Below are 23,337 nucleotides of genomic sequence, written 5' to 3' on the forward strand. Positions count from 1 at the left end.
CGGCTTTCGATCGATTACCCTTCCAGCGACCGCTCGGTCGCGTGCCGGTACCGATTTATCCCGCCCCGCCGACGGATCGGGTATGACCGGCGACGAGCGGACGGCCGATCTGGAGCCGGAACTCAGGAGCTACGGCGTCAGCGTCGAGTCCATCGACGGGGGCGACCCGCTGGAGCTGACGTACATGACCGCGTTCCCCGGCCGCGAGATCCACCGCGGCGAGATCGGGCGCGCGCTCAACGCGCTCATCGAGCAGGCCGAGGCCGACGAGTGGGACCCCGTCCGCGTCGAAGGGACGGTCGTGCGGGCCCCCGGCGACGTCCTCGGCACGTGGCGCGCCGAGGCCGAGTGGTTCGAGGCGCTCGCGAGCTACGAGATCTCCGAGACGGAGTTCTCGACCCGCGTGCTGGACACCGTCAGCCACGAGACCGAGGGCGGCGACGAGGACGACGACAGATCCGACACCGACGCGGAGGCCGACCGGTGACCCGCCGCGATCCGGTCAACCGCGCGCAGCGCCGGCTCTCGCGCCCGGCCCGCGAGCGGTTCGCCACCCGCGCGGTCGCGTTCGATGTCGACGGCGCGACCTGCCGCGGGACGCTGTACCTACCCGGCGGCGACGCGGACGACCCCCCGGTCGTCGTGATGGCGCCCGGGCTCGGCGCGGAGCGGACCTTCGGCTACCCCGCCGTCGCGGAGCGGTTCGCCGACGCCGGCTACGCCGCCCTCCTCTTCGATCACCCGGAGTTCGGCGCCTCCGACGGCGACTCGCAGGCGGTCGACCTCGACCGCCAGCGCGCGGCGTACGAGGGCGCGATCGATCGCGCGGACCGCGTCGACGATGTCGGCGACGACCTCGTGTTGTGGGGGGCGTCGCTGTCGGCCGGGCACGTCCTCACGCTCGCCGCGGAGCGCCGCGACGTCGACGCGGTCGTCGGGCTCGTCCCGATGCTCGACGGCCGAGCGATCGCCCTGCGACGCGGCGGGCGGTACCTCCTTCGCTCCGGCGTGACGGGGCTCCGCGACCTGTTCGGCCACCGGATCGGTCGCGGCCGCACCGTCCCCATCGTCGGCGGGACCGAGGAATGCGCGGCGATCACCGAGCCGGGGACGAAGCGGGAGTATATCGACCTCGTCGACCGCGAGTCGGCGTGGCGCAACGAGACGCCGGCGCGGTCGCTGCTGGGACTCGTCGGCTACCGGCCCGTGACGCGGCTCGACGAGATCGACGCGCCGACGCTGCTGTTGGCCGGCACCGACGACGAGATCGTCGACGCCGACTCGGTCGCGGCCGCCGGCGAGCGGCTCTCCCGGGGGACCGTCGTCACCATGCCCGCGGACCACTTCTCGGTGTTCGGCGAGGACTTCGAGGGCGCGGTCGGCCACCAGCTCTCGTTCCTCCGCGACGCGCTCGACTAGGCGGCCGCTCGGAGTCGCTCTCGGCCGCGGAGCGGTCGACCGCGCGACCGCTTAAGTGAGTTCGCCTCGCACTCGCGAGCATGACAGCCATCGCGATGCTGAGCGTCGCGCCGGTGATCGAGGGGAGCATGGCCGAGGAGGTGGCGACGGCCGTCGCCGCGCTCGACGACTTCGACGTGAGCTACGAGACGAACCCGATGGGGACCGTCATCGAGGCCGAGGACGCGGAGACGCTGTTCGCGGCCGCGGCGGCCGCCCACGAGGCCGTCGACGGCGACCGGGTCTCGACGGTCTTAAAAATCGACGACAAGCGGACGAGCGACGGGACCGCCGCGGAGAAGGTCGACGCCGTCGAGGAACACCTCGGTCGAGAGGCGAAACGAGAGCGGTGACGGAGCGGTGAGGGGGCGCTGACGGGGCGGCGAGGTGGCGCTGACGGAGCGGCGCGGCACCGCCTCGACGCTCCCCGCTACGCGGTGTCGATCCCGACCGACCCGCCCGCAGTCGCGTCGCCGTCGGGGTTCTCGACCGCGACGTCGACGGTCGTCGTCCGCACGACGGCCACCTCCTCGCCGCCGCCGGCGATGTCCGCGCGGAACACGACGTCGAGCGTCGTCGTCGCCGTCTCACCGCCGCCGATATCGGGCGCGCTCAGCGACTCGCTCGTCACGGCGTCGCCGTGCTCCGTCGCGTCCGCGCGCTCGAACCGCGCGGTGAGAGCGCCGTCGACGGCGTCGAAGTCGGGCGGCGCGTCGGGCTTGGATTCAGATCGGTCGCTCTCCGGCCTCCCGACCGACGCGACGTCCCCGGGCGTCGCGTCCGGGTCGGCGGCCGTCAGGGTCTCCCGATACACCTCGTCGACGCCGGCGTCGCTCCCGACGGCGAGCGTAAGCGTCACGCGCTCGACGCCCTCAGAGAAGTCGGTCCACGAAACTTCGAGGGCCGGCGAGAGGTAGACGGACTCGATCCGCCCGTCGTTGCTCGTGACCGTCGGCGCGTCGCCCGCCTCGAAGGCCGCGGGGTCGCCGTCGACGGCGGCCGCCGGCCGGCTGGACGCGGTGAGGAGGCCGAGGCCGGTGAGGCCGCCGACCGCGACGGCCGCGGTTCCGCCGAGAAGCGTTCGTCTGGTCGGCCCTCCGTGCGCGTCGCCGTCCCGCGAGTGGCTCGACATCTCGGCGCGGAGTGGCCGCGGTATGGGTGATAAGGATGTGGAGAACGCTCCCGGCGGGCGACTCGAGCTACCCCTTGATGTTACAGACGGGGAACGTCCGGGCGACCTTGTCTCCGATGCCCAGCTCGTCGCTGACGCGGATCACCTCGTCGATGTCCTTGTAGACGCCGGGGGCCTCCTCTGCGATGGTGGCGCCGGACTGGGCCTTCACGTAGATCCGCTGGCCGTCCTCGAGGTCGTCCTGAACGTCGCCGCCCCAGAACTCCTGTTTCGCCTGCGTCCGGCTCATCAGGCGGCCGGCGCCGTGGGCGGTCGAGCCGAACGACACCGACATCGACTCCTCGCCGCCGCGGAGGACGTACGAGCCGGCGCCCATGCTGCCGGGGATGATGACGGGTTGGCCGACGTCGCGGTAGGTCTCGGGCACGTCCGCGTTGCCGGCGGGGAACGCGCGCGTCGCGCCCTTGCGGTGGACGTACAGCTCGCGCTCCGCGCGGTCGACCGCCTCGTCGCCGACGGCGGGGCGCCCCTCGGCGTCGACGCCGACCTCGTGGGTCTCCTTCTTCGCGATGTTGTGCGCCACGTCGTACAGCAGTTCCATCCCGAGGTTGTCGATCGGGTCGGCGTCGAACACCTCGCCGAACGTCTCGCGGGCCTGGTGGGTGATCAGCTGGCGGTTCACCCACGCGAAGTTGATGCACGCGCCCATCGCGCCGTAGTACTCCTCGGCTAACTCGGAGCCGGCGGGCGCGGCCGCCAGCTCCTTGTCGGGCAGCTCGTCGAGCAGGTCGCCGTGTTCCTTCTCGATCCGCCGGAGGTAGTCGTTACAGGTCTGGTGGCCGAGCCCGCGGCTTCCGCAGTGAATCAGGACGACGATCCCGTCCTCTTCTAAGCCGTACGCCTCCGCCACGTCCTTGCGGAACACGTCGGTGACGCGCTGGACTTCGAGGAAGTGGTTCCCCGAGCCGAGTGACCCCATCTGGTTGCGCCCGCGGTCCATCGCCTTCTGGCTCACGTACTCCGGGCGCGCGTCGGGGCGCCGCCCCTCGTCCTCGCAGCGCGCGAGGTCGCTCTCGACCCCGTACCCCTCCTCGACCGCCCACTCGACGCCGCGTTCGAGGGCGCCCTCGATCGCGTCGGCGTCGCCGTCGATCACGCCGCCGCCGCCCAGCCCGGAGGGGACGGCCTCGAACAGCGCGTCGACCAGCTCCTCCTCGCGGCCGCGCACGTCGTCGTAGGCGAGGTTCGTTCTTAACATTCTTACGCCACAATTTATGTCGTAACCAACCGCTCCGGGCGAAATACAGCCGGTTCGGGCGTCAATCGCGCCGACGCCGCCGACCGGGAAGCCGTACCCCTGGTGGCCGTCGGGCATACAGAGCGCGGGCTCGACGATGCCGGGGAGGTGGGTCGCGTTCTTCAGCTGCTGGAGCGAGTCGTCGTCGCCGATCTCTTCCAGTAGGTTCTCGCTGGCGAGGACCCGCGCGGGGACGTTCATGTCGCCCTCGCGGGGGATCTCCCAGACGTGCTCGCGCACCTTCTCCAACCGGATCCCGTCGAACTCGCGCGTGGTCATGCGTCGGGGTTCGACGCGGGAGGGGAAGGGCGTTGCGTCAGCGGTCGGCGGCCCGAGGCTCCTCCGAGACCCCCCGGCCGCGCCCTATCGGTCGACCGGGTCGATCGGGAGCCAGCCGACCGCGCCCTCAGCGAGGGTGAACGCGGCGAAGGCGCGGCCGAGGACGACGCCGTAGACGAGGTGCGCGACCGCGATGACGACGCCAAACTCGAAGCTGGCGGTGAGCCCCGGCACCGGAAGCGTCGGCACGGGCAGCGAGGTGGCGCCCTCGATCGCGATCGCGGCCGGCAACAGGAGCCCGCCGGTGATCACGCCCAGCAGCGCGGAGTGGATGACGCCGAGCGAGAGGCAGCCGCCGACGTCCCCCCGGAGCTCCGCGAAGAACGGGCGGTCGAAGACGGCGACGAACAGCCCGCCGAACAGGGTGCTGTTGAACAGGTGGACGAGCCACCCGACGAGGGCCGTCTCGACGCCGATCAGCGCGCCGATCGTCGGCATGAGCCCGAGGCCGAAGTGTAACACGGTGCCCATCGCCGCGCCCGCGACGAGTCCCGAGCCCGCCCCCGCGCCCCAGCGCCGACCCGCGCCCGCCGGTTCGCTCCCCTCGCTCCGATCTGAGTGTGACATACGCTACCAACGCACTCGATAAATATAACGGTTTATCATAAACGCCGTTCGGACGGCCGTCGCGGCCTCACACGTCGAAGACGACGTACGCGTACCACTCGTCTCCCCTCCGTTCGAGCGCCATCTCCGAGTACGTGACCGCCTTGACCTCCCGAGCGGCCACCGCGTCCAGCGGGACGCCGCGCGCGCTGGCGGTGAGCCGCCACTCGTCCGGGTTCGCGTCCCCCGTTCCGCCGCCGTCGTCGCCCGGTTCGACGACCGTACACCGGTGGTCGGCCGGGAGAACGAGCCGCACGTCGCGCTCGTAGATCAGGCGGTCGAGGTAGTCGAACAGCAGGGCCTCGCGGCTCTCGGCGGCGACCTCGAGTTCGAACCGGTCGCCCCCCGTCTCCGGCACCGACTCCGCGCTGGCGGCCGCGAGTCCGTTCGCGACCGCCGCGAACAGCGCCGAGAGGGTGTCGGCCGTCGCCTCGACGGCGACGTCGGCCGTGTGGTCGCGGAGCTCGTAGCTCATCGCTCGCCGGTCCCCTCGTGGGTCCGGTCGCGGGACCCCTCCGCGCTCTCCGATCGCTCGTCGGTCTGGAACCGGGCGTCGATGGTCCGCTCCGGGGCCTCCGCGCGCAGGTCCTCCGAGTCGACGTCGTCGAGGTCGGCGGCGACCTCCTCCAAGGCGACGCCGCTCGTGACGAGCGCGCGGATCCCCTCGTCGACGGTCAGCTCGACGTCGACGATCCGGCGCTCCGGGACGAAGACGACGTGGCCCCCCATCACCGGGTTCGGCGCCATCGGCATGAACAGCGTCCGCATCCCCTCGCCCTCGCTGTCCGCGTGGTCCGCGATGGCGGCCGGCGTCTCGCTGGTGACGAACGCGAGCGTGTACGCCTCCGCCGTCGGGAACTCCACGAGGACGACCTCGCGGAAGTTCCCGCCGTCCGACTCCAGCATGGCGTCGCTCATCTGCCGGAACCCTTGGTAGACGGAGCCGACGCCGGGAACGCGTTCGACGGCGTAGTCGACGTACGCGACGGCGCGCTCGCCGTACCGCGAGGACTCGACGGCCGCGCCGATGAGGAGGATCGCGGCCACGAACACGACCGGCGTCGCGATCTCGATCGCGAGTTCGCGGGAAACGGCGCCAATCACCGGCAGCCCGGTCCCCGGCGACACGGCGATGATCGCAGACGAGAAGGCGTCGAGGTAGTCGTACACCGCGTTGAACGCGAACGCGAGGACGGCCAGCGTGATGACGGCGGGAACGATGACGGCGATGCCGGTCAGGAAGGCTCGTCGGAGCAGCTCGACTCCCGACGACTCGTCGGTCATTGCTCGTTTTAACACGCGACCGCGACAAAATCGTTTCCGTCGCGGTCGCGGCGTTCCGTCGCGGTCGCGGCGCGGACTGACGCCGACTCGTCGAGAGCAGGTTTATCGGTCGGACTGCTCTCGCTGGCGGCGCAGCCGCCCGCAACGGTCCCCGCTGGCGGTGGAGTTATATTCCGCCCGCGTGTTAGGTCTCCCCAGTGAGCGTCAACGTCGAGAAGCGGACCGACCCGCCCGGCGAGTCCGACTACGCGACCGCCGCGTGGGAGCTCAAAGAGCGAATTCGGTCCGGTGAGGGGGTCCTCCGACAGCGACGCGGCTTCTTCGTCGACGCGTACCGCCGGTCGACCGCGCACCTGCTCGTCGAGAACGACCGGCTCGTCGCCTTCGCCTCCGTCCGGCGCGACGGCTACATCCTCTTTCTCGCCGTTCACCCCGATCACCGCGGCCGCGGCCACGCGGAGCGGCTGGTCGCCGACATCGCGGAGAACCACCGGTCGGTCACCTGCCACGCCCGCACGACGAACCGGCAGGCGCTCGGGTTCTACGAACACCTCGGCTTCGAAGTGATCCGCCGCATCGACGACTACTACGAGGACGGCGGCGACGCCTACTACCTCAAGCTCGGCGGCGAGTCGCTCCGCGAGCGACTCTCCGGGTTCGTCGGCGGGTAGGCGGTCGCTTTCCCCACGCAGTGCGCGGCCTCAGGAGCCATCGAACCGACAGTAATTAGCGCCCGCCGCGAGGAGAACGCGGCATGTCGCAACCGACTCCCGCGGACCTCGCGACCCGGGTCCGCGACGGCGACCTCCGCTTCCACGAGCTGGAAGACCACGCCGACGCCGACGCCGCGGCCGCCGCGCGCCGGCTGCTCGTCGCGGAGGCGACCGACGCCGACCTCGACCCGCTCGGCGAGTACGCCTTCGACGCTGACGCGGTCCACGGCTCGAACATCGAGAACACGCTCGGCGGCGTCCAAGTCCCCGTCGGCGTCGCTGGTCCGGTGACGATCGACGGCGGCGCGGGCTCGGGCGAGCGGTACCTGCCACTCGCGACCACCGAGGGCGCCCTTGTCGCGTCGATCAACCGCGGCTGCTCCGTGATCGAGGGCGCCGGGGGCGCGACGGCTCGGGTGACGAAGAGCGGGATGACCCGCGCGCCCGTCTTCCGGGTCGCGGGCGTCGCCGAGGCCGAGGCGCTCGTCGACTGGGTCCGCGACCACGAGCCCGCGCTCGCCGAGGCCGCGGAGTCGACGACGAGCCACGGCGAGCTGCTCGACGTGACCCCCTACGTCGTCGGGAACAACGTCTTCTGCCGGTTCCGCTACGACACGAAGGACGCGATGGGGATGAACATGGCCACCATCGCGACGCGGGAGGCCTGCGACGTGATCGAGGCGGAGACGGACGCCTCGCTGGTCGCCTTATCGGGGAACCTCTGTTCCGACAAGAAGCCCGCCGCGATCAACGCGGTCGAAGGGCGCGGGCGCTCGGTCGTCGCGGACGCGACGGTCCCGCGCGAGGTCGTCGAGGACCGCCTCCACACGACGCCGGAGGCGATCGCGGAGATCAACACGCGGAAGAACCTCGTCGGCTCCGCGAAGGCGGGCGCGCTCGGCTTCAACGCCCACGTCGCCAACGCGGTCGCGGCGATGTTCCTCGCCACCGGACAGGACGAGGCGCAGGTCGTCGAGGGGGCGAACGCGATCACGACCGCCGAGACGACCGCCGACGGCGACCTCTACGTCTCCGTCTCGCTGGCGAGCCTCGAAGTGGGGACCGTCGGCGGCGGGACGAAGCTGCCGACCCAGCAGGCGAGCTTAGAGATCCTCGGGGTCGCCGGCGGCGGCGACCCCGCCGGGAGCAACGCCGACGCGCTCGCGGAGTCCATCGCGGTCTGCGCGCTCGCCGGCGAACTCTCGCTGCTCGCGGCGCTCGGGTCGCGACACCTCTCGTCGGCGCACGAGGAGCTGGGACGGTAGAGACCCGACGCCGCGCGGAACCCCCGCGCTCCCCCTCAGTCCGACCAGCGCGGGCAGTCCTCGCGGAGCGCCTCGCGCCCCCTGTCGGTGATCCGATAGACGGCCTCGCCGGAGACGCGCTCGACGAGCCCGGCGTCCGCCAGCGCGGTCAGTCGGGACTCCGCGTGGTCGTCGTAGAGCCCCGTGTTCCCGGCGACGAACGCCTGGTAGTCGGCGCCGACGTCGGCGAGGTAGGAGAGCAGCCGCTCGTCGGAGCGCGTGAGCGACGGACGGTCGGGGTCGAGCGCCTCGCCGTCGCCCGCCTCGGAACGCTCCGCCGAACGGTCGGCCGGCTGTGCGTCTGGTGCGGGCATCTCACACGTGGTGACGTGTACCACGATAAAGGGGACACCGGCGGTTCCCATCCGCTGGGAGTCGCCGTCGATCGGCGGAACGTGTTCGGGATCCAATCGGTCCGCTCCGCGTTGCCCCTCCCGGTTCAGTCGTCGGCGTCGGCGGGGGGCGTCGCGGTCGCGTCGCCGCGGCTTCCCTCGCCGGAGGAGCGCTCTGAGAGCAATGGCGTCCCGTCGGCGCGCGGGCCCAGCCGGGGGCCGTGCGGGCCGTCATCGGGGTCGATCCGGCGCCGCTTGCGGTAGTCGGTCGAGCGCTCGACGGGCGTCCGCCCGATCGCCGTGATCATCTCGACGTAGTCGCCGAACGAGCGGTACTCGCCGTACTCGCCGCCCGCGCGGCTGGTGATCTCCTCCGAGAGGATGGTGCCCATGAAGTCGTCGGCGCCGCAGTTGAGCAGCTTGAGCCCGTGGGCGTCGCCCGACTTCACCCACGAGGCCTGGACGTGGTCGACGTTGTCCAAGAAGAGCCGCGCGACCGCGACTACGAGTTCGTCCTCGTCGCGCGAGGGGCCGGAGTCGACGACGCCGCGGCGGTACAGCGGGGTGTTCTGGTGGATGAAGGAGAGCGGGACGAACTCCGTGATCGCGCCCGTGCGGTCCTGGAGGTCGCGGATCACCTTCAGGTGTTTGGCCCTGTGGGCGACCGTCTCGACGTGGCCGTACATCATCGTCGAGGTGACATCGAGGCCCGCGGCGGCCGCGCCCTCCATCGCCGCCACCCAGTCGTCGGTGCGGATCTTCCCCGGGCAGATCACGTCGCGGACCTCGTCGACGAGAATCTCGGCGGCGGTGCCCGGCGCGGAGTCGAGCCCGGCCTCGGCAAGCTCGCGGTAGACGGCCTCGTACTCCCAGTCGGTGCCGCGTTTGGCGTGGTACGCCTCCTCCGGCGTCATCGAGTGGAGGTGGACGCCGCCGACCGACATCGCGTCCATCTGCTCGACGTACGTGCCCGGGTCGGTCGCGTACGCCTCCGGCGGCTTGTAGTTCACCTCGCTCGCGGGGTCGTCGTGGGCCGCGAGGATCTCGTGGTGTTCCTCGTTCAGCGCGAACGCTGGGTGGAGCCCCGAGACGGAGCAGACCTCGTAAATTCCCATATCGAGGGCGTCTTCGACGACCGCGCGCGACTCGGCCGGGGTCTTGGTGAAGCCGGCGTGCTCGACGTCGCTGTCGGCCTCGAACGCGTGCGCGGAGTCCTTGAAGTTACAGAACAGGCAGCCCGTGTTGCAGGCCGTGGTGACGTTGTTGTTCAGGTTGGCGACGAAGGTGACCTCGTCTCCGACCTCCTCGGCCCTGCGCCGGTCCGCGGCCTCTAACACCGCCTCCTTGCGGACCGAGTCGATCCCCGCGCGCTCCGTGCCGGTGGCGAGCAGTTCGGTCGCGTCGTCGACCGTCAGCCGGGCGCCGTCGCGGGCCTTCGCGAGCGCGTTCTCGAACGACTGGTCGGTCGCGGGCGCCGCGAAGTCGAACTCGTTCGCGCCGCCCCCGCTGTCGCCGTTCCCGCCGCCGTTCGATCCGTCCGCGCCGGAACTCCCCCCCGAACTCATCCCCTAACGCTCCCGGTTCCACCCTGATAAACGGGCGGGTCGCGACACCGATCGAGTCGGACAGACGACGCCGATCGCGAACGTCCGTTTATAAACAGAGCCGAGCGCCGCGACGTTCACTTATAACCAACTGCGGCGGCGCGCGCCTCCGAGCGGCCGCCACCGGTCAGTTGTGAATTAGTTGGCTCTGTTGAAACCCTATTCTTCAAATATAAATTGGGATGAAAAACCCGGTCGCTGAATGGTGCGAATGTACCGCTGATATTTCTACCAAGTTGCGTTGATATTCATAACGGCGTGCTGAATACAAGGCGCATATGTAACAGAATTTGAACTACGCTGACAAGATTTGTCTGAAGAAAGTTTATTTATGTACACCGTCCGTTGGCTTAGAAACAGTATGGTAGATATATTATCTATCATATTATCTGTGATTGCAATTTTACTATCATTGATCGCTATACGTCGTCAAAATCTGCCTTCTCAATATCAGCTAGAGCGACGTATACGCGAACGATTTGCTGAGAAATCATCTGATATGAAGATTAAACAGGGTCCAATTCGGTATGATATCGAATCAATAGATGTCTGTATTAGCGAGAAGTGGACGAACACCTTCAGAAAATATTCACGAGGGAACGTATATGGAAAATCAAAAATATCAATCGTAGTAAATGGAATCCTTGTTAAAAAGTCCGAGTCCGGTGACAGAGAAGTAAGGTTAGTTGATGACTGCTCAATGTTGAAGATCCCAAGTGAATCAGCAGAAATTACAAATATAGAGAACAGAAATCCATTTGCGATCGAGATTACGGTAAATTCCGTTGATTCAGAATTCGTGTTTGATAAAGTTGCTGACATACTTAGAACCGAGCTTCCTCAATATGTCGAACCGAATGACAACGTAGCGTATGGATGACCTGCCCCAAGTGAAGTGTGATAAATTCACATTCTGTATCTTACACGGCGTTTCTACTAGACTTCTGAAAGTAGCCAATGGGCGCGGTATATGAGTACGCTGTACTGACCACACCCCGGTCAGAATATATCACTTCCTAAGGATTTCAACAGGGCCAATTAGGTATAAACGAACCGCTGAACCCCCCCGCGTGACATCTCCGAACCGGCACCGCCTCGAAACGGCCGGCTGCCGACCCCGCGGTCGTCGCCTCAGTACTGGTAGTTGATGACCTGCTCGTCCTCTTTGTCCGCGTCCTGAAGCTTGTCGCGGGCCTGCTCGAAGTCCGCCTGCGAGACCTCGGTACGGCCGTCGCGGATGGCGAACATCCCGGCCTCGGTCGCCAGCGAGGCGATGTCGGCGCCGCTGTACCCGTCGAGGTCGCGGGCGACGGCGCTGAGGTCGACGCCGTCAGCGACGTTCATCTCCTCGGTGTGGATCTCCAGGATGCGCTCGCGGCCGTCCGGGCCGGGCTCGGGCACCTCGATGAGGCGGTCGAACCGACCGGGGCGTAAGATTGCCTCGTCGAGCATGTCGAAGCGGTTGGTCGCGGCCATGATCCGGACCTCGCCGCGGTCGTCGAAGCCGTCCATCTCGGAGAGCAGCTGCATCATCGTCCGCTGGACCTCGGCGTCGCCCGAGGTCTTCGAGTCCGTGCGCTTCGAGGCGACGGCGTCGATCTCGTCGATGAAGATGACGGCGGGCTCGCGCTCGGCGGCGAGCTCGAACAGGTCGCGGACGAGCCGCGCGCCCTCGCCGATGAACTTCCGGACGAGCTCCGAGCCGGCCATCTTGATGAACGTCGCGTCCGACTCGTTGGCGACGGCCTTCGCGAGCATCGTCTTTCCGGTGCCCGGCGGGCCGTGGAGCAGGACGCCGCTCGGCGGCTCGACGCCGACCGTCTCGAACTGCTCGGGGTTCTCGAGGGGGTCCTCGACGGCCTCGCGGACCTCCCGGATCTGGTCGTCGATGCCGCCGATGTCGGCGTACTCGACGTCCGGCGACTCGGTGACCTCCATCGCCTGCGCCCGGGAGTCGGTCTCGTCGTCGAGCACCTGCTGGACCGCGAAGGAGTCGTTGATCGCGACGCGGTCGCCGGGGCGGAGGTCCTCGTCGAGCCGCGAGGCGGCCTGCGTGAGCACCTCCTGGTTGTTGCCGTGCTGTTTGATGACGACGCCGTCGTCGGTGATCTCCTCGACCGACGCGATGTACAGCGAGGAGGTCTTCAGCACCTCGTTCTCGCGTTTCAGCTGCTCGACGTCGTCTTTCAGCTCGCCGCGGCGCCCCTCGGCGTCCGCGAGCCGGTCTTCCAGTTCCTCGTTCACCTGAACGATCCGCCGGTAGTGCTGGCGGATCGCCTCCAGCCGCTCCGCGTCGCTCATCTCGGGGTCGAGCTCCAACCGCGGGCGGTCGGGCAGTGAGGGGCTGTGAGACATTTGTTGTTCCCGGATAAGATGCGGGCGTAAATGTGCCTTTGGGTCACGGAGAGCGCGTCGGATCGGCGCGACGAGCGCGCGACCGACGACGCCCGGAGTTCCGCCCGGTCGACCCGCCTGGACGATCGGTATCAGTATCGATAACCGGATGTCAACGTTTTAACGCGGAGCGAACGAAACCGCTCGTATGGACGCACGAACGGCGGGCGGACGCGCCGGTCCGGCGCTCGCAAACCGCGAGACCCGGCCGGGGAGGCGCCGCCGATGACCGGAACCTCGGACGCGACCGTCCTCGCGGTCGACGACGAGCCGGACCTCGCGGAACTGTACCGGGTGTACCTCGATCCGGCCTACGACGTGCGGATCGCCACCGGCGGCGAGGAGGCGCTCGACGCGATGGACGACGATGTCGACGTCGTCCTCTTGGACCGCCGGATGCCCGACATGTCCGGCCACGAGGTGCTGAACGCGATCCGCGGCGAGGGGTACGACGCCCGCGTGGCGATGCTGACCGCGGTCGAGCCCGACGTCGACATCGTCGACATGCCGTTCGACGACTACAAGACGAAGCCGGTCACCAAGGAGGACCTGCTCACGCTCGTCGAGGTGCTGCTCCACCGCGCCGCGTTCGACGAGCGGAGCCAGGAGTTCTTCGCGCTCGCCTCGAAGAAGGCGGCGCTGGAGGCCGCGGGCACGACCGGCACCGAGGAGTACGAGGAGCTCGTCGAGCGGATGGAGTCCGTCCGGCTCGAGGTCGACGACACGCTCGACCGCCTCTCCGCGCGGGACGCGTTCGTCGAGGTCCCGGGCGAAGTGCCGTAGACGGAACCGTTCTCTCCCCCCGGTTACTCGATCTCCAACTCGCCGTCGGCGCCCTCCCCGCCGCCGTCCTCGTCCCACTCCAGTTCGAACTCGACGCTCAGCTCGCCCGGGCCGTCCGCGGGCCCCTCGCGCTCGGCCTTCACCTCGAACGTCGGTCGCGCGGGCGGATCGAGCGTCGTCGACTCGTCGCCGCGTGTGAGCGTGATCGCGTTCCCGTCGTCCAGCGAGTCCGCGACCGTCCGCAGGTACGCGGCGATCTCCTCTCGGCTCCGGCTGCTCTCCGACTTGAACAGGATTTCTTCGGGCATACATGGTCGTACGCCGCCTCGAAACTTAAAGACCGACGCAGGCGGTCCCCTGATCCCCCGATCGTTTTGTGCCGCCCGACCGAACGTTCACCCCGTGCCACTCCCCGACTCGCTCCGTACGGTCGTCGCCGTCGCCGTGTACTGGACGGCGATCGCGCTCGGCGGGAGCGTCCTCCTCCCGGACCCGACGAGCCCGCTCGTCGCGGTCCCGATACTCGGCGGCGGCGCGGTCGTCGCGCACGCAGCGCGCACCGATCGGCTGGTTCCGCTCGGCTACGCCGTGGGAACGATGTGGCTCGCCGTGCTGGCGCTGTCGATCGGCACCGGCGTCGTCGACGTCGTCGCCCCGCCGGCGGGGGAGATCGCGCCGCTCGCGGACTACCCGGGAATCGCCGCGGTCGGCACGGTCGGACTGATTGCCGTCCTCGTCGCCGCGTACGGCGCGTTCGTCCGTCGGAGCGCCGAGCGCGACGCGGGCGAGCCGGCGTGAAACTGACTGCCGACCCGAAATCGCGACCGCCCTAGAACTCGTCCTCGAAGACGAACGTCCCGTTCCGCTGGACGACCTCGCCGTCGACCTCGATGACGGAGTCCTCGCTCATGTCGACGATCATGTCGACGTGCTCGGCGGACTCGTTGACCTCGTTGTCCCCGCCGACCGTCTCCGGGTACGCGGAGCCGACCGCCATGTGAACGGTGTCGCCCATCTTCTCGTCGAACAGCATGTTGTAGGTGAACCGGTCGATCTGGCGGTTCATCCCGATACCCAGCTCGCCGAGGTGCCGCGAGCCCTCGTCGGTGTCGAGGATGCCGGAGAGGAGATCCTCGTTGCGCTCGGCGGAGTGAGAGACGACCTCGCCGTCCTCGAACCGGAGCCGGACCCCGTCGATCTCGCGGCCGTAGCGGTAGAGGGGGAGATCGAAGTGTACCTCGCCGTCGACGCCGTCTCGGGTGGGTGCCGTGAACACCTCGCCGCCGGGGAGGTTCGCCTCGCCGTAGTCGTTGAGCGTCGAGTTGCCCGACACGTCGAGCGTGAGGTCGGTCTCCTCGCCCGACTTGATCCGGACCTCGTCGGCGTCGTCGAGAATCTCGACCATGTTCGACTGGAACTCGCGCTGTTCGTCCCAGTCCAGCGAGACGGCGTCCCACACGAAGTTCTCGTACGCCTCGGTGCTCATCCCGGCGAGCTGGGCGTGGCTCGCGGTCGGGTACTGCGTGAGACACCACGTCTTCGAGAGGCGCGTGCGCTTGACCTCCTCCATCGCGCGGTTGTAGGCCGCGTTGGTCTCGGGGTCGACGTCGGCGTCCTCGGTGGCGTTCGCGCCGCCGCGCGCGATGACGAAGACATCGGCCTCCTCGTAGAGCGCGCGCCGGTGGCTCGGCTCGGTGAACTCCTCCGAGGAGCGCTTGAACGCGCGCTGGGCGCGCTTCGAGTAGTTGAGGTAGACGGGGTTCGCCCCGCGGTCGCCGCAGACCTCGTGAAGCGCGACGGCGAGGTCCTCGGCCTCCTTGGGCATCTGGATGACCACGTCGTCGCCCGACTCGATGCCGGTGGCATGGTCGGCGATGATCTCCGCGTGTTCGCGTACGCGTGCGTCCATGAGCACCGGTTTCGGGGCCGGGGAATTACCGCTTTTCCTTCCGGCGGCCCGGGTGGGGAAGCGAGGGGCGGGGACCGCGGGAGCGCTGCGCCGACTGCCGGAGTCGAGCCCGGCCGCAACGCGTTTGCCCCGCCGTCGCGTAGTTCCGGACATGTCTCGGCTCGCGTTCCGCGCGGCCGCGGCGGTCATCGGCGTCGCCCTGCTCGCCGTCTACCTGACCGCGGCGCTGTTCGTCGCCGACCTGCTGCGCGCGGCCTGGGCTGCCCGGCCCGACCTCCCGGTCCTCCTCGCGCTGCTGGCCGCCGGCGCGCTCGGATCGGCGTACCTCAGCTACCGGCTCGGCACCGCGCAGATCCTCGCGAACTTAGAGGGCGACCGCGTCCCGCGAAAGCGGGCGCCGGACCTCCACCGTCGGATCGATTCGCTCGCGGCGCGGATGGCGGTCGCGCGCCCCGATCTGTACGTCACCGACGCCCGCGCGCCCAACGCCTTCGCCGTCGGGGGCGGGAGCGACGGCGGCGCGCTGGTGATCGACCGGTCGCTGTTCCGGCTGCTCTCGCCCCGTGAAATCGAGGCGATCCTCGCGCACGAGTTAGCGCATTTAGAAGGGAACGACGGGTTCGCGATAGCGATGGCCGACGGGGTCGGGCGCGCCCTCGTCGGGGTCGCCACCGTGGTTGCGCTGCCGGCGCTGCTCGCGCTGTCGGGGCTCGCCGCCGCCTCGGCGTGGATCCGCGGTCGACCGGGTGACCGGTCCGGCCCGTTCGCACGACTCCACCGCGGGCTCGCCGGCGCGCTGTTCGGCGGGTTCGTCCTCGCGACGCTCGTCTCCCGGTCGCGGTCGCGCAGGCGAGAGTTCGCGGCCGACGACCGCGCGGCCGAGGTAACCGGCGACCCCGCCGCGCTCGCGCGGGCGCTTCGGCGGATCGAGCGCGCGACGGAGCCGACGTGGCCGTTCGCGCCGTTCTCGACCCACAGGCGAACCGACGAGCCAGCCGAGCGCTGGCTGTCGACGCACCCCTCGACCGACGAGCGCGTCGAGCGCCTGCGGGAGATGGCCGAGTCGCAGGGCCCGACGCGGCGGATTCCGGCGGGGCCGTCGCGGGCGACCGTCGGGAGAGGGCGGTCCCGGCGGTGAACGCTGTGAGACACGGGATTCGGACAATACTGCGGTGGCGCGTGCCTGCGAGCGGCCGCCCTCGGCGGCCGCGAGGCAGCACCGCGCGAGGTCGCCGGCGCGTAGCGCCGGCTGCCAGAGAATCTTCGATTCTCGCTGGACGCGGTGAGTGAGGGATGACCGCAGGGAGTCCCGACCGAACCGCGAGGCTGGGGAGGCGTGAGGTGCCGTGCGGTCGCGGTCGGGTGGGACTCAAAGGGGCAGCCGCGAGGAGGAAGCACGGCGACGCAAGCACTGGAAGGAGCGAGCGTAGCGAGCGACTGAAGCGCGCAGCGAGCCGCGCGAGTCCTCGCGGCTGGGGCTTTGGCGGTGTTCTCCGCCGATCTACAGTCACCGTTTATAAGCGAGCGGCTGGGGCTTTGGCAGTGTTCGTCACCGATCTGCCAGCAGGTATTTATGACTGAGTGGCTGGGGCGTTAGCGGTGCCCGTCGTCGATCTATTGGTAGTCATTTATAAACGAGAATTCGGAGATCCGGCTGTCCCCGACATCGATCCGCCAGCGACGATTTACAACCCGTACTGTTCGCGCGTTACATCGTCGAGCCCGGACTCCTCCAGCACATCAGACGGGACGAGCATGTCGAGCTGGACGACGCCGGGGAGCCGCCCGATCTGGACGCCGCCGGTGAACGTACACCGGCCGCGGACCTCGCCCTCGCTCATGCCGAGCAGCGTCCCGGCGCGGTCGAAGGCGTTCTGGGTCGCGTCGTTGACGGTCGCGCCGGAGCCGATCACCTGGATCGGGGCGGCGTCGGTGTCGACGTCGACGCCGTGCTCGGCGCCGAGGTCGTCGCCCGCCGCGGCCTCCTCGTCGCTGTACGGCGCGCTGATGAACGGGAGGTCCTCCTCGTTCGGGAGCAGGACGGGCCCGTCGAGGTCGACGTCCTCGATCACCTCGACGTCCATCGTGACCGTGCCGCTCACGTCGGTGGTGTGGAGGGAGAGCTCGCCGTCGCCCTGGTTCGCGTGGAGGTCGCCGACGTAGATCCCGCCGCCGTCGACGACGACCGGGCAGATCAGCGTCGCACCCGCGCGGACTTCCGGCACGTCCATGTGGCCGTCGGTCCGCTGCTCCAAGTCTTCCTCCGTCTCGACGCCGTAGTCGTGGTCGGCGCCGATGAGGTTCTGTCCGAAGTCGCCCGCGTTGTGCGAGTCCGGCATGGTGACCGGCGGCGTCGTCCCGATGTTCCCGATGAACGGGCGGAGCCGGCCGAGCGTGCCGGGCATCCCGTCGGGCTCGTACAGCAGGATCGGGTGCTGCCGGGCGTTCTCGGGGATGTCCATCACCTCCTCGGCGTCGAGCGCGAGCTCGTGAGCGCCGTCCTTGTCGAGCGTGATCCCGACCGCGTTCTCGTGGTCGAACGCGACGGTGTAGCCGTACTCGAAGCCGAACGAGGAGGCGTTCGCGCCGCACTCGGCACAGCGGATCGCGTCCTCGCCGGTGCCCTCGACGACGGAGTCCGGCCACGTCGTCCCGCACTCCGGACAGCGGTGGTCGACGAAGGGGTCGTCGCCGAACGCCTCCTCGCGCTCCGCCATCGACCCCGTGCTGGTGGCCATGCTCGTCACCTCGACGTCGCGGATGTGGATCGCGACGGCGTCGCCGACCTCGGCGCCCTCGACGCGGATCGGTCGCGTCACCTCGTGGCCGCCCCGGAACGAGGGCGTCACCATCGGCCCCCAACAGCCCGGCGGGGTGTACGTCTTCACCGTGCCGCCGTCCGCGACCGTGCCGGCCCACTCCTGATCCGGCCCGACCAGCCCGAGCGTGTACTGGTCGACGTACAGCTCCTCTTGAACGCCTTGCTGTGACATACCGTATCAGAGTAATGCGCTGACCGAAATAACCCTACTGCTCGCGGAGGAGGAGCGGGGGTAGTTGCGGCCGTTGCCCCTGTTGCCGCCGTTGCGGCCGCGAGACCGAGTCGATTCGACGCCGTGCGCGGCTCACCACGCGACCCGACGTCGCGCGCCCCTCACCACGCGACCCGGCGGCCCAGCACGAAGACGACGAGCGCGACGAGGAGCGCGCCGAGGAACGCCTCGAGCCCGGCGAGCGCGCGGGCCGTCGACCCGACCGGCTGGACGTCGCCGTAGCCGAGCGTGGTGAACGTCACCATGCTGAAGTACATGTTCTTCCCGAGGACGACCGCTCCCTCGGGCGAGAAGAGGTTCGAGAGGCCGCCGATCCCCTGCGTCGTGAGCTCGCTGCTGCCGGTCGTGCCCTGCGTCGTCGTGGTGTACAACACGCCCCAGATGAACACCGTCACCGCGGAGACGTACACGACCCGCCAGAGCCGCTCGCCGTACCCGCACGTCTGGTGGAGCACCTTGTTCCCGATCCACTTGCCGAGCGCCTTCGTGCGGTTGGCCGGCGACACCGCCTCCTCCCGGGTGAAGGCGGCGCGCCAGTTCTTCCGCCGGCGGTACACCATCTCCTTGATGAAGAACTCGGCCGCCGCCTTGCGGTCGCCGAAGTCGCTCGCGCAGTTCTTCGCCTTCAGGTACGTGTTCTCCAGCCTCGCGGGCGTGAACTCCGTCTCGGTCTCCGACCGGTCGGCCGCCTCCGTGGCGGCGAAGGTGTGGATCTCCCAGTTGTTGCGCGCGAGGTACGTCTTGTGGGCGGTGAAGTCGAAGCCGTGGAAGTCGGTGTTGCAGAACCGGAAGTGGTTGAAGAGGCCGTGCGTACAGTGTTCGTCGTCGAGCGTGACCTCCCGGACCTCCGCGTGCGTACAGTCGTAGAAGGCGTCACCCTGCTCCGGTTGGCCGAGCGTCCCGCCTCGGACGACAGCCCCGCTCAGGTCGACGAGCGTCTCGGACTCGGCGGGCCGCGGGCGGAAGGCGACCGAATGCTCGAACTCCGCCTCGGTGAACGCGGCGTCGCGGGCGAACGTCGTGTGCGTGAAGTTCGCGTAGAGGAACGACGCCTTGTCGAAGTCCGCCTTCCCTCGGAACGTCGCCGCCTCGAAGCTGGCGTCGTCGTTGTGCATGTTCGCGCTCCCCTCGAACTCCGCCGACCGGAACGTCGCGTCGCCGTTGAACTCGGCGTCGGCGAACGTGCTGTCCTTCTCGAAGCGGAGCTCGTCAAAGTGCGCCTCGCCGCCGAAGCGGCAGCTGGAGAAGTCGGACTCCTCGAGGAACCGGGAGCGCGAGAAGACGGCCGAGGCGCCGAACTCAGCGTTCCGGAAGGTGCCGTCGTCCTCGAAGACGGTGCGCTCGAACAGCGCCGTCCCCTCGAACTCCGCGCCGGAGAAGTCCGCGACGCGGAACTCGGCGAGCTTGAAGTCGGCGCTGTCCGCGAACGTCGCGGCCTCGAAGTTCGCGTCGGTGACCGTGTGGGCACCGCCCTGGAACTCGACGCCGCGAAACGTCGCCCCCTCCTCGAACGTCGACTCGGCGAAGCTCGCGTCGCTCTCGAACCGCGCCTCGTCGGCGGTGACGCCGGACTCGAACGCGATACCGTCGAACGAGACCGGCTCGGTGAACCGGGTGTACGACAGGTCGACCGACTCCGCACAGACCGCGTCTTCGAAGCGAGCGCGGCCGAACAGCGACTCCCGGAACGACACCGGTCCCCGGAAGCGCGCGTCGTCGAAGCCGGCCTGACCGAACTCGATCTCGCGGAAGTCGGCCTCGCCGTCGAAGACGGCGCCAGAGAACGCGGCGTCGTCGTCCTCGTGGTAGTCGCCGACGAACTCGACGCCGAGGAACGAGGCGGCGTCGCGGAACGCCGCGTCCTCGAACGTCGCGTCGTCGTCGAACCGCGCCTCGGCGAACGTTGCCTCACCGCGGAACGCCGCGTCGCGGAAGTCACCCTCGCCAGCGAAGTGGGTCGCCTCGAAGTTCGCGGGGCGCTCGAACGCCGCGCCCTCGAAGTTGGCGTACTCGAACTCCGCGCAGTAGAAGTCGGCCTCGTCGGCGAAGGCGGCGTCGGCGAACGTCACGTCGTCGTCGCGGACGTTGTCGCCGCCGTCGAACTCCGCGCCGCGAAAGCTGGCCGCGCCGGCGAACGTCGCCCGCTCGAAGGCGGCGTCGTCGTCGAACCGGCACTCGTCGAAGCTCGCTCGGTCGTCGAAGGCCGCGTCGGAGAACGCGAGGTCGTCGTCGAAGCGCGACTCGTCGAAGACGGCCTCTCCGCCGAACGCGGCGCCGGAGAAGTCGCTGTAGCCGAATCGGGCGCTGAGGAAGTCGACCTCGCCGCCGAACACCGCGTCCGCGAACGAGAGGTCGTCGTCGTCGACGTTGTCGCCCCCCTCGAACTCCGCGCCGCGGAACGTCGCCTCCCCGTCGACCGCGACGCCAGCGAAGCTCGCGTCGCTTTCGAACCGCGCCTCGTCACAGGAGAGCGACGCCAGCGTCGCGTCCTCGAAGCCGGCCTCCTCGGTGAAACGCGCCTCGTCGAAGACGAGGTCGGCGGCCGCCGTCAGCCGCGCGAAGTCGGCGAAGCCGACGACCGCGCGCCGGAACGTCGCATCCGCCTCGAACGTCGCGTCCGCGAACGAGAGGTCGTCGTCTTCGAGGTTGTCCCGGCCGCGGAACTCCGCGCCCGCGAACGTCGCCGGCGCCTCGAACAGCGCCCCCGAGAACGCGGTGTCGCCGTCGAACCGGACTTCCGCGAACTCGGCGTCGCCGCCCAACGTCGCCCGGTCGAAGGCGGCGTCCCCGTCGAAGACGGCGGACGCGAACGTCGCGCCCCGCTCGAACGTCGCGTCCGCGAACTCGGCGTCGCCGCCGAACGTCGCCCGGTCGAACGCCGCGTCGTCGCGGAACTCGCAGCCGACGAAGTCCGCGTACCGGAAGGCGGCCTCCGTGAACGAGACGGGCGCGTCGAAGCGGACGTCCCCGAAGCACGCATCGTCGTCCAAGAGGTTCGCGTCGCCGCGGAACTCGGCGCCGTCGAACGCCGCCGAATCGCGGAACCGCGCCTCGCGCAGCGAGGTGTCGCCGTTGAACCGGCCCTCCCGGACGTCGACCGGCCCCTCGAACGTGGCGCCGGCGAGGTCGACGTCGCCCTCGAAGACGGCGCCGGTGAGCGTCGTCTCGCCGCGGACGACGGCCCCGGAGAGGTCGACCGGCGCGTCGAACTCCGACTCCGTCCAGTCGATGGCACCGATCTCCGCGCCCGAGAGGTCGATTCGCCCCTCGAACTCCGACGCGGTCAGATCCAGCGTGCCGGTCACCGTCGCACCCCTGAGATCGAGGAGATGTTTGTCGGCGGCCTCGACGATCTCGTGGCGGATCGAGAGGTCGTCGAGAGTGGCGCCGAGCAGGCGTTTCGCGTCCTTCCCGCGTTCGCCGGCCACGTCCCGGAGGCGCTCGGCGACCGCGTCTGCGTCGACGCCGAGGTCGTCGCGGGCGTTGCTCGACAGGTGGAACACGCAGCGGTCGGCCTCCGGGTGGGCGTCGTGCGGGCAGCGCCACTCCTCGTCAATCTCCGCGGTGGCGTCCGCCGTCGCCGCGCCGATCTCCTCGGGATCGAGTCGAAACGTACACCGGCTCGTCATCGATAGGTTGACAGGTCATCGTGACGACAGTGACTTTAATTTTGGTACTCGGCCGCACGTTTGCCGGCTGATATCCAGAGATAACATCCCAAAATACACCACAGAGAGAGACTACGAGCCGACAAATGGGAGTCACCGATTCTCTCCTGTGTAAGATTCTCGGGGCAAGGTGGGAATGCGATCGGTGTGGTGAGCGGTATCGAAATGAGCCGAACCAGTGTGACAACTGCGGGAACACGATTTATAACAGAATTAATACCTGATCACGATGGCTGGAGCCACACCGCGATTGTGGACACGAGATGTCTTCTAGAGGAGAATTTCACGACGATCGTAGCCTGGTACCCCCCGTTGCTGAAGCCCATCGAGCCACTGGACAGCGGTGTGATCGGTGCTCTGTTGAACGATAAGGGAACTGGTTCTTTTTATAAACAGCACCGTTACGTCCCGCGTATGCAGACCCACGTCGTGCCCGTCGGGTTCGACTACGACCGGATGATCGCCCCGCTCATCCGGGACCAGTTCGACGTCGACCGGGTGATTCTGCTGGAGGGGACGGTCGGCAGCGAGGCCAACGTCGAGTACTCGCGAAACATCGCGCGCAAGCTGGAGCAGGACTTCACGAACCTGCTCGGCGCCGAGACGGTACGCGAGCAGTTGGACGACGTGTACGACTACGACGCCGCCTTCGAGCGCGCCTTCGACCTGATCAACGCGGAGTTGGACCGGGACGACGGAGTCGCCGATTCGGACGAGCGCGAGGTGTGGGTGAACCTCTGTTCGATGCCCCGGCCCGTCTCCTTCGCGTTCGCGACCGCGGCCCACTCGATCATGGTGGAGCGGCAGGCGGACCGCGACCGCATCCACACCTACTACACGGCCCCCGAGAAGTACTTGGAGACAGAGCTCGCGGAGGAGCTGCGCGCGACGCGCGATCTCCTGCGCGACCTCGACGAGGGGAGCGACGCCGACGCACCGGACGAAGCGGTCACCGACGCGGGCGTCGAACCCGACCGCGTCGCCGACCGGCTGGCGAGCACCACGGACCTCCTCGCGGAGTTCGACGAGCGCGGCACCACCATCGGCGCGAAGAAAATCGGCGACAGCCACGTGATCGAGCTCCCCGTCGCCTCCTTCCAGAACGTCAAGCCGTTCGAGGAGCTGGTCCTGTTCACGCTCGGCGAACACGGCGAGTTCGAGTCAGTGTCGGAGCTGGCCGAGACGCTCGCGGCCGAACTCAACGAGGAGTACACGGACTCGTTCCGCTCGAAGGTCATTTATAACGTCGACCGGCTCGGACCCGGCGGCAAGGGGGATATCGAGCGCGAGGAGCACGGGAAGTCCCACCGGACGAGCCTCTCGCGGACCGGCCAGTTGTGGGTCCGCGCGCACGCCGACGAGGACCGAGACTACCGAGATCTGGCGTGAGTCCACTGGGGCGAATCGGTCGTTTATCATATCCGCGCCGGCGATCGGCTTCGTAACCCCTTACCGCGCTCG

General features: G+C 68.9%; 22 protein-coding genes. 10 read left to right on the forward strand and 12 right to left on the reverse strand.

Annotated elements, in window-relative coordinates; translation table 11 throughout:
• Positions 1-82 precede the first annotated feature (82 nt).
• From B378_RS0113245 to B378_RS0113255, 3 genes are all read left to right on the forward strand, one after another.
• Positions 83-487, forward strand: coding sequence for a hypothetical protein (locus tag B378_RS0113245; protein WP_017344253.1), 405 nt, complete (start codon positions 83-85; stop codon positions 485-487).
• Entirely contained in the window at positions 484-1,419 is a 936-nt protein-coding gene (locus tag B378_RS0113250; RefSeq protein WP_017344254.1) for an alpha/beta hydrolase, read from the forward strand. Before B378_RS0113245 ends, B378_RS0113250 begins: the two co-directional genes overlap by 4 nt.
• 80 nt (positions 1,420-1,499) lie before the next feature.
• Complete coding sequence (locus tag B378_RS0113255) at positions 1,500-1,811, forward strand: MTH1187 family thiamine-binding protein (protein WP_017344255.1); 312 nt, start codon at positions 1,500-1,502, stop codon at positions 1,809-1,811.
• A 77-nt stretch (positions 1,812-1,888) separates the two neighbouring features.
• Here B378_RS0113255 and B378_RS0113260 read toward each other — a convergent pair whose 3' ends face one another.
• The 5 genes from B378_RS0113260 to B378_RS0113280 form a co-directional block, all read right to left on the reverse strand.
• Complete coding sequence (locus tag B378_RS0113260; RefSeq protein WP_017344256.1) at positions 1,889-2,590, reverse strand: hypothetical protein; 702 nt, start codon at positions 2,588-2,590, stop codon at positions 1,889-1,891.
• A 67-nt stretch (positions 2,591-2,657) separates the two neighbouring features.
• Entirely contained in the window at positions 2,658-4,166 is a 1,509-nt protein-coding gene (locus B378_RS0113265; protein WP_017344257.1) for an RtcB family protein, read from the reverse strand.
• An 84-nt stretch (positions 4,167-4,250) separates the two neighbouring features.
• Positions 4,251-4,793: a hypothetical protein gene (locus tag B378_RS0113270; protein ID WP_017344258.1), complete on the reverse strand. Its 543-nt coding sequence runs from the start codon at positions 4,791-4,793 to the stop codon at positions 4,251-4,253.
• Between the two features lie 67 nt (positions 4,794-4,860).
• Positions 4,861-5,307: an archease gene (locus B378_RS0113275; protein ID WP_017344259.1), complete on the reverse strand. Its 447-nt coding sequence runs from the start codon at positions 5,305-5,307 to the stop codon at positions 4,861-4,863.
• Entirely contained in the window at positions 5,304-6,116 is an 813-nt protein-coding gene (locus tag B378_RS0113280) for a DUF502 domain-containing protein (RefSeq protein ID WP_017344260.1), read from the reverse strand. The genes B378_RS0113275 and B378_RS0113280 overlap by 4 nt, the downstream gene beginning before the upstream one ends.
• Before the next feature lie 197 nt (positions 6,117-6,313).
• Here B378_RS0113280 and B378_RS0113285 point away from each other — a divergent pair, with 197 nt between their 5' ends.
• Together B378_RS0113285 and hmgA are read left to right on the forward strand one after the other, a co-directional pair.
• A complete protein-coding gene (locus B378_RS0113285; RefSeq protein WP_017344261.1) occupies positions 6,314-6,787 on the forward strand; it encodes an N-acetyltransferase in 474 nt (157 codons plus the stop codon).
• Positions 6,788-6,870: 83 nt separating this feature from the next.
• Positions 6,871-8,094 carry a hydroxymethylglutaryl-CoA reductase (NADPH) gene (gene hmgA, locus B378_RS0113290; RefSeq protein ID WP_017344262.1) on the forward strand — a complete coding sequence of 408 codons (1,224 nt, stop codon included), beginning with the start codon at positions 6,871-6,873 and terminating at the stop codon, positions 8,092-8,094.
• A gap of 35 nt (positions 8,095-8,129) precedes the next feature.
• On the opposite strand, the gene B378_RS0113295 is transcribed toward hmgA, so the two are convergent.
• Together B378_RS0113295 and cofH are read right to left on the reverse strand one after the other, a co-directional pair.
• Positions 8,130-8,447, reverse strand: coding sequence for a DUF2250 domain-containing protein (locus B378_RS0113295; protein ID WP_017344263.1), 318 nt, complete (start codon positions 8,445-8,447; stop codon positions 8,130-8,132).
• Between the two features lie 125 nt (positions 8,448-8,572).
• The gene (gene cofH, locus B378_RS0113300) at positions 8,573-10,030 is read right to left on the reverse strand and encodes a 7,8-didemethyl-8-hydroxy-5-deazariboflavin synthase subunit CofH (protein WP_017344264.1); all 1,458 of its coding nucleotides are present in this window, start codon (positions 10,028-10,030) and stop codon (positions 8,573-8,575) included.
• A gap of 538 nt (positions 10,031-10,568) precedes the next feature.
• Here cofH and B378_RS16855 point away from each other — a divergent pair.
• The gene (locus B378_RS16855) at positions 10,569-10,949 is read left to right on the forward strand and encodes a hypothetical protein (protein ID WP_155118220.1); all 381 of its coding nucleotides are present in this window, start codon (positions 10,569-10,571) and stop codon (positions 10,947-10,949) included.
• 251 nt (positions 10,950-11,200) lie between these two features.
• On the opposite strand, the gene B378_RS0113305 is transcribed toward B378_RS16855, so the two are convergent.
• Positions 11,201-12,424 (reverse strand): proteasome-activating nucleotidase, encoded by a 1,224-nt coding sequence (locus B378_RS0113305; protein ID WP_017344265.1) that lies wholly within the window; start codon positions 12,422-12,424, stop codon positions 11,201-11,203.
• Positions 12,425-12,688: 264 nt separating this feature from the next.
• Here B378_RS0113305 and B378_RS0113315 point away from each other — a divergent pair, with 264 nt between their 5' ends.
• Positions 12,689-13,246 (forward strand): response regulator, encoded by a 558-nt coding sequence (locus B378_RS0113315; protein WP_017344267.1) that lies wholly within the window; start codon positions 12,689-12,691, stop codon positions 13,244-13,246.
• 23 nt (positions 13,247-13,269) lie between these two features.
• On the opposite strand, the gene B378_RS0113320 is transcribed toward B378_RS0113315, so the two are convergent.
• Entirely contained in the window at positions 13,270-13,554 is a 285-nt protein-coding gene (locus B378_RS0113320; RefSeq protein WP_017344268.1) for an amphi-Trp domain-containing protein, read from the reverse strand.
• 94 nt (positions 13,555-13,648) lie between these two features.
• Here B378_RS0113320 and B378_RS0113325 point away from each other — a divergent pair, with 94 nt between their 5' ends.
• Complete coding sequence (locus tag B378_RS0113325) at positions 13,649-14,044, forward strand: hypothetical protein (protein WP_017344269.1); 396 nt, start codon at positions 13,649-13,651, stop codon at positions 14,042-14,044.
• Between the two features lie 31 nt (positions 14,045-14,075).
• Here the strand turns inward: B378_RS0113325 and B378_RS0113330 are convergent, their stop codons facing one another.
• Positions 14,076-15,155 carry an aminopeptidase gene (locus B378_RS0113330; RefSeq protein ID WP_017344270.1) on the reverse strand — a complete coding sequence of 360 codons (1,080 nt, stop codon included), beginning with the start codon at positions 15,153-15,155 and terminating at the stop codon, positions 14,076-14,078.
• A 151-nt stretch (positions 15,156-15,306) separates the two neighbouring features.
• Here B378_RS0113330 and B378_RS0113335 point away from each other — a divergent pair, with 151 nt between their 5' ends.
• Complete coding sequence (locus B378_RS0113335; protein WP_017344271.1) at positions 15,307-16,293, forward strand: M48 family metallopeptidase; 987 nt, start codon at positions 15,307-15,309, stop codon at positions 16,291-16,293.
• Between the two features lie 547 nt (positions 16,294-16,840).
• On the opposite strand, the gene B378_RS0113340 is transcribed toward B378_RS0113335, so the two are convergent.
• Both B378_RS0113340 and B378_RS0113345 read right to left on the reverse strand, forming a co-directional pair.
• Positions 16,841-18,148: an acetamidase/formamidase family protein gene (locus B378_RS0113340; RefSeq protein ID WP_017344272.1), complete on the reverse strand. Its 1,308-nt coding sequence runs from the start codon at positions 18,146-18,148 to the stop codon at positions 16,841-16,843.
• 161 nt (positions 18,149-18,309) lie between these two features.
• A complete protein-coding gene (locus B378_RS0113345) occupies positions 18,310-21,837 on the reverse strand; it encodes a pentapeptide repeat-containing protein (protein WP_017344273.1) in 3,528 nt (1,175 codons plus the stop codon).
• Positions 21,838-22,290: 453 nt separating this feature from the next.
• Here B378_RS0113345 and B378_RS0113350 point away from each other — a divergent pair, with 453 nt between their 5' ends.
• A complete protein-coding gene (locus B378_RS0113350) occupies positions 22,291-23,265 on the forward strand; it encodes a DUF6293 family protein (RefSeq protein ID WP_017344274.1) in 975 nt (324 codons plus the stop codon).
• The last annotated feature ends 72 nt before the right edge of the window (positions 23,266-23,337 follow it).

The sequence above is a fragment of the Halorubrum sp. T3 genome, assembly GCF_000296615.1.
GTDB lineage: Archaea > Halobacteriota > Halobacteria > Halobacteriales > Haloferacaceae > Halorubrum > Halorubrum ruber.

Excerpts from the sequence above, each read along its gene's own strand:
- B378_RS0113245 (WP_017344253.1), top strand. The coding sequence starts at position 83 with ATGACCGGCGACGAGCGGACGGCCGATCTGGAGCCGGAACTCAGGAGC.
- B378_RS0113255 (WP_017344255.1), top strand. The coding sequence starts at position 1,500 with ATGACAGCCATCGCGATGCTGAGCGTCGCGCCGGTGATCGAGGGGAGC.
- B378_RS0113260 (WP_017344256.1), bottom strand. The coding sequence starts at position 2,590 with ATGTCGAGCCACTCGCGGGACGGCGACGCGCACGGAGGGCCGACCAGA.
- B378_RS0113265 (WP_017344257.1), bottom strand. The coding sequence starts at position 4,166 with ATGACCACGCGCGAGTTCGACGGGATCCGGTTGGAGAAGGTGCGCGAG.
- B378_RS0113270 (WP_017344258.1), bottom strand. The coding sequence starts at position 4,793 with ATGTCACACTCAGATCGGAGCGAGGGGAGCGAACCGGCGGGCGCGGGT.
- B378_RS0113275 (WP_017344259.1), bottom strand. The coding sequence starts at position 5,307 with ATGAGCTACGAGCTCCGCGACCACACGGCCGACGTCGCCGTCGAGGCG.
- B378_RS0113280 (WP_017344260.1), bottom strand. The coding sequence starts at position 6,116 with ATGACCGACGAGTCGTCGGGAGTCGAGCTGCTCCGACGAGCCTTCCTG.
- hmgA (WP_017344262.1), top strand. The coding sequence starts at position 6,871 with ATGTCGCAACCGACTCCCGCGGACCTCGCGACCCGGGTCCGCGACGGC.
- B378_RS0113295 (WP_017344263.1), bottom strand. The coding sequence starts at position 8,447 with ATGCCCGCACCAGACGCACAGCCGGCCGACCGTTCGGCGGAGCGTTCC.
- cofH (WP_017344264.1), bottom strand. The coding sequence starts at position 10,030 with ATGAGTTCGGGGGGGAGTTCCGGCGCGGACGGATCGAACGGCGGCGGG.
- B378_RS16855 (WP_155118220.1), top strand. The coding sequence starts at position 10,569 with ATGAAGATTAAACAGGGTCCAATTCGGTATGATATCGAATCAATAGAT.
- B378_RS0113305 (WP_017344265.1), bottom strand. The coding sequence starts at position 12,424 with ATGTCTCACAGCCCCTCACTGCCCGACCGCCCGCGGTTGGAGCTCGAC.
- B378_RS0113315 (WP_017344267.1), top strand. The coding sequence starts at position 12,689 with ATGACCGGAACCTCGGACGCGACCGTCCTCGCGGTCGACGACGAGCCG.
- B378_RS0113320 (WP_017344268.1), bottom strand. The coding sequence starts at position 13,554 with ATGCCCGAAGAAATCCTGTTCAAGTCGGAGAGCAGCCGGAGCCGAGAG.
- B378_RS0113330 (WP_017344270.1), bottom strand. The coding sequence starts at position 15,155 with ATGGACGCACGCGTACGCGAACACGCGGAGATCATCGCCGACCATGCC.
- B378_RS0113335 (WP_017344271.1), top strand. The coding sequence starts at position 15,307 with ATGTCTCGGCTCGCGTTCCGCGCGGCCGCGGCGGTCATCGGCGTCGCC.
- B378_RS0113340 (WP_017344272.1), bottom strand. The coding sequence starts at position 18,148 with ATGTCACAGCAAGGCGTTCAAGAGGAGCTGTACGTCGACCAGTACACG.
- B378_RS0113345 (WP_017344273.1), bottom strand. The coding sequence starts at position 21,837 with ATGACGAGCCGGTGTACGTTTCGACTCGATCCCGAGGAGATCGGCGCG.
- B378_RS0113350 (WP_017344274.1), top strand. The coding sequence starts at position 22,291 with ATGCAGACCCACGTCGTGCCCGTCGGGTTCGACTACGACCGGATGATC.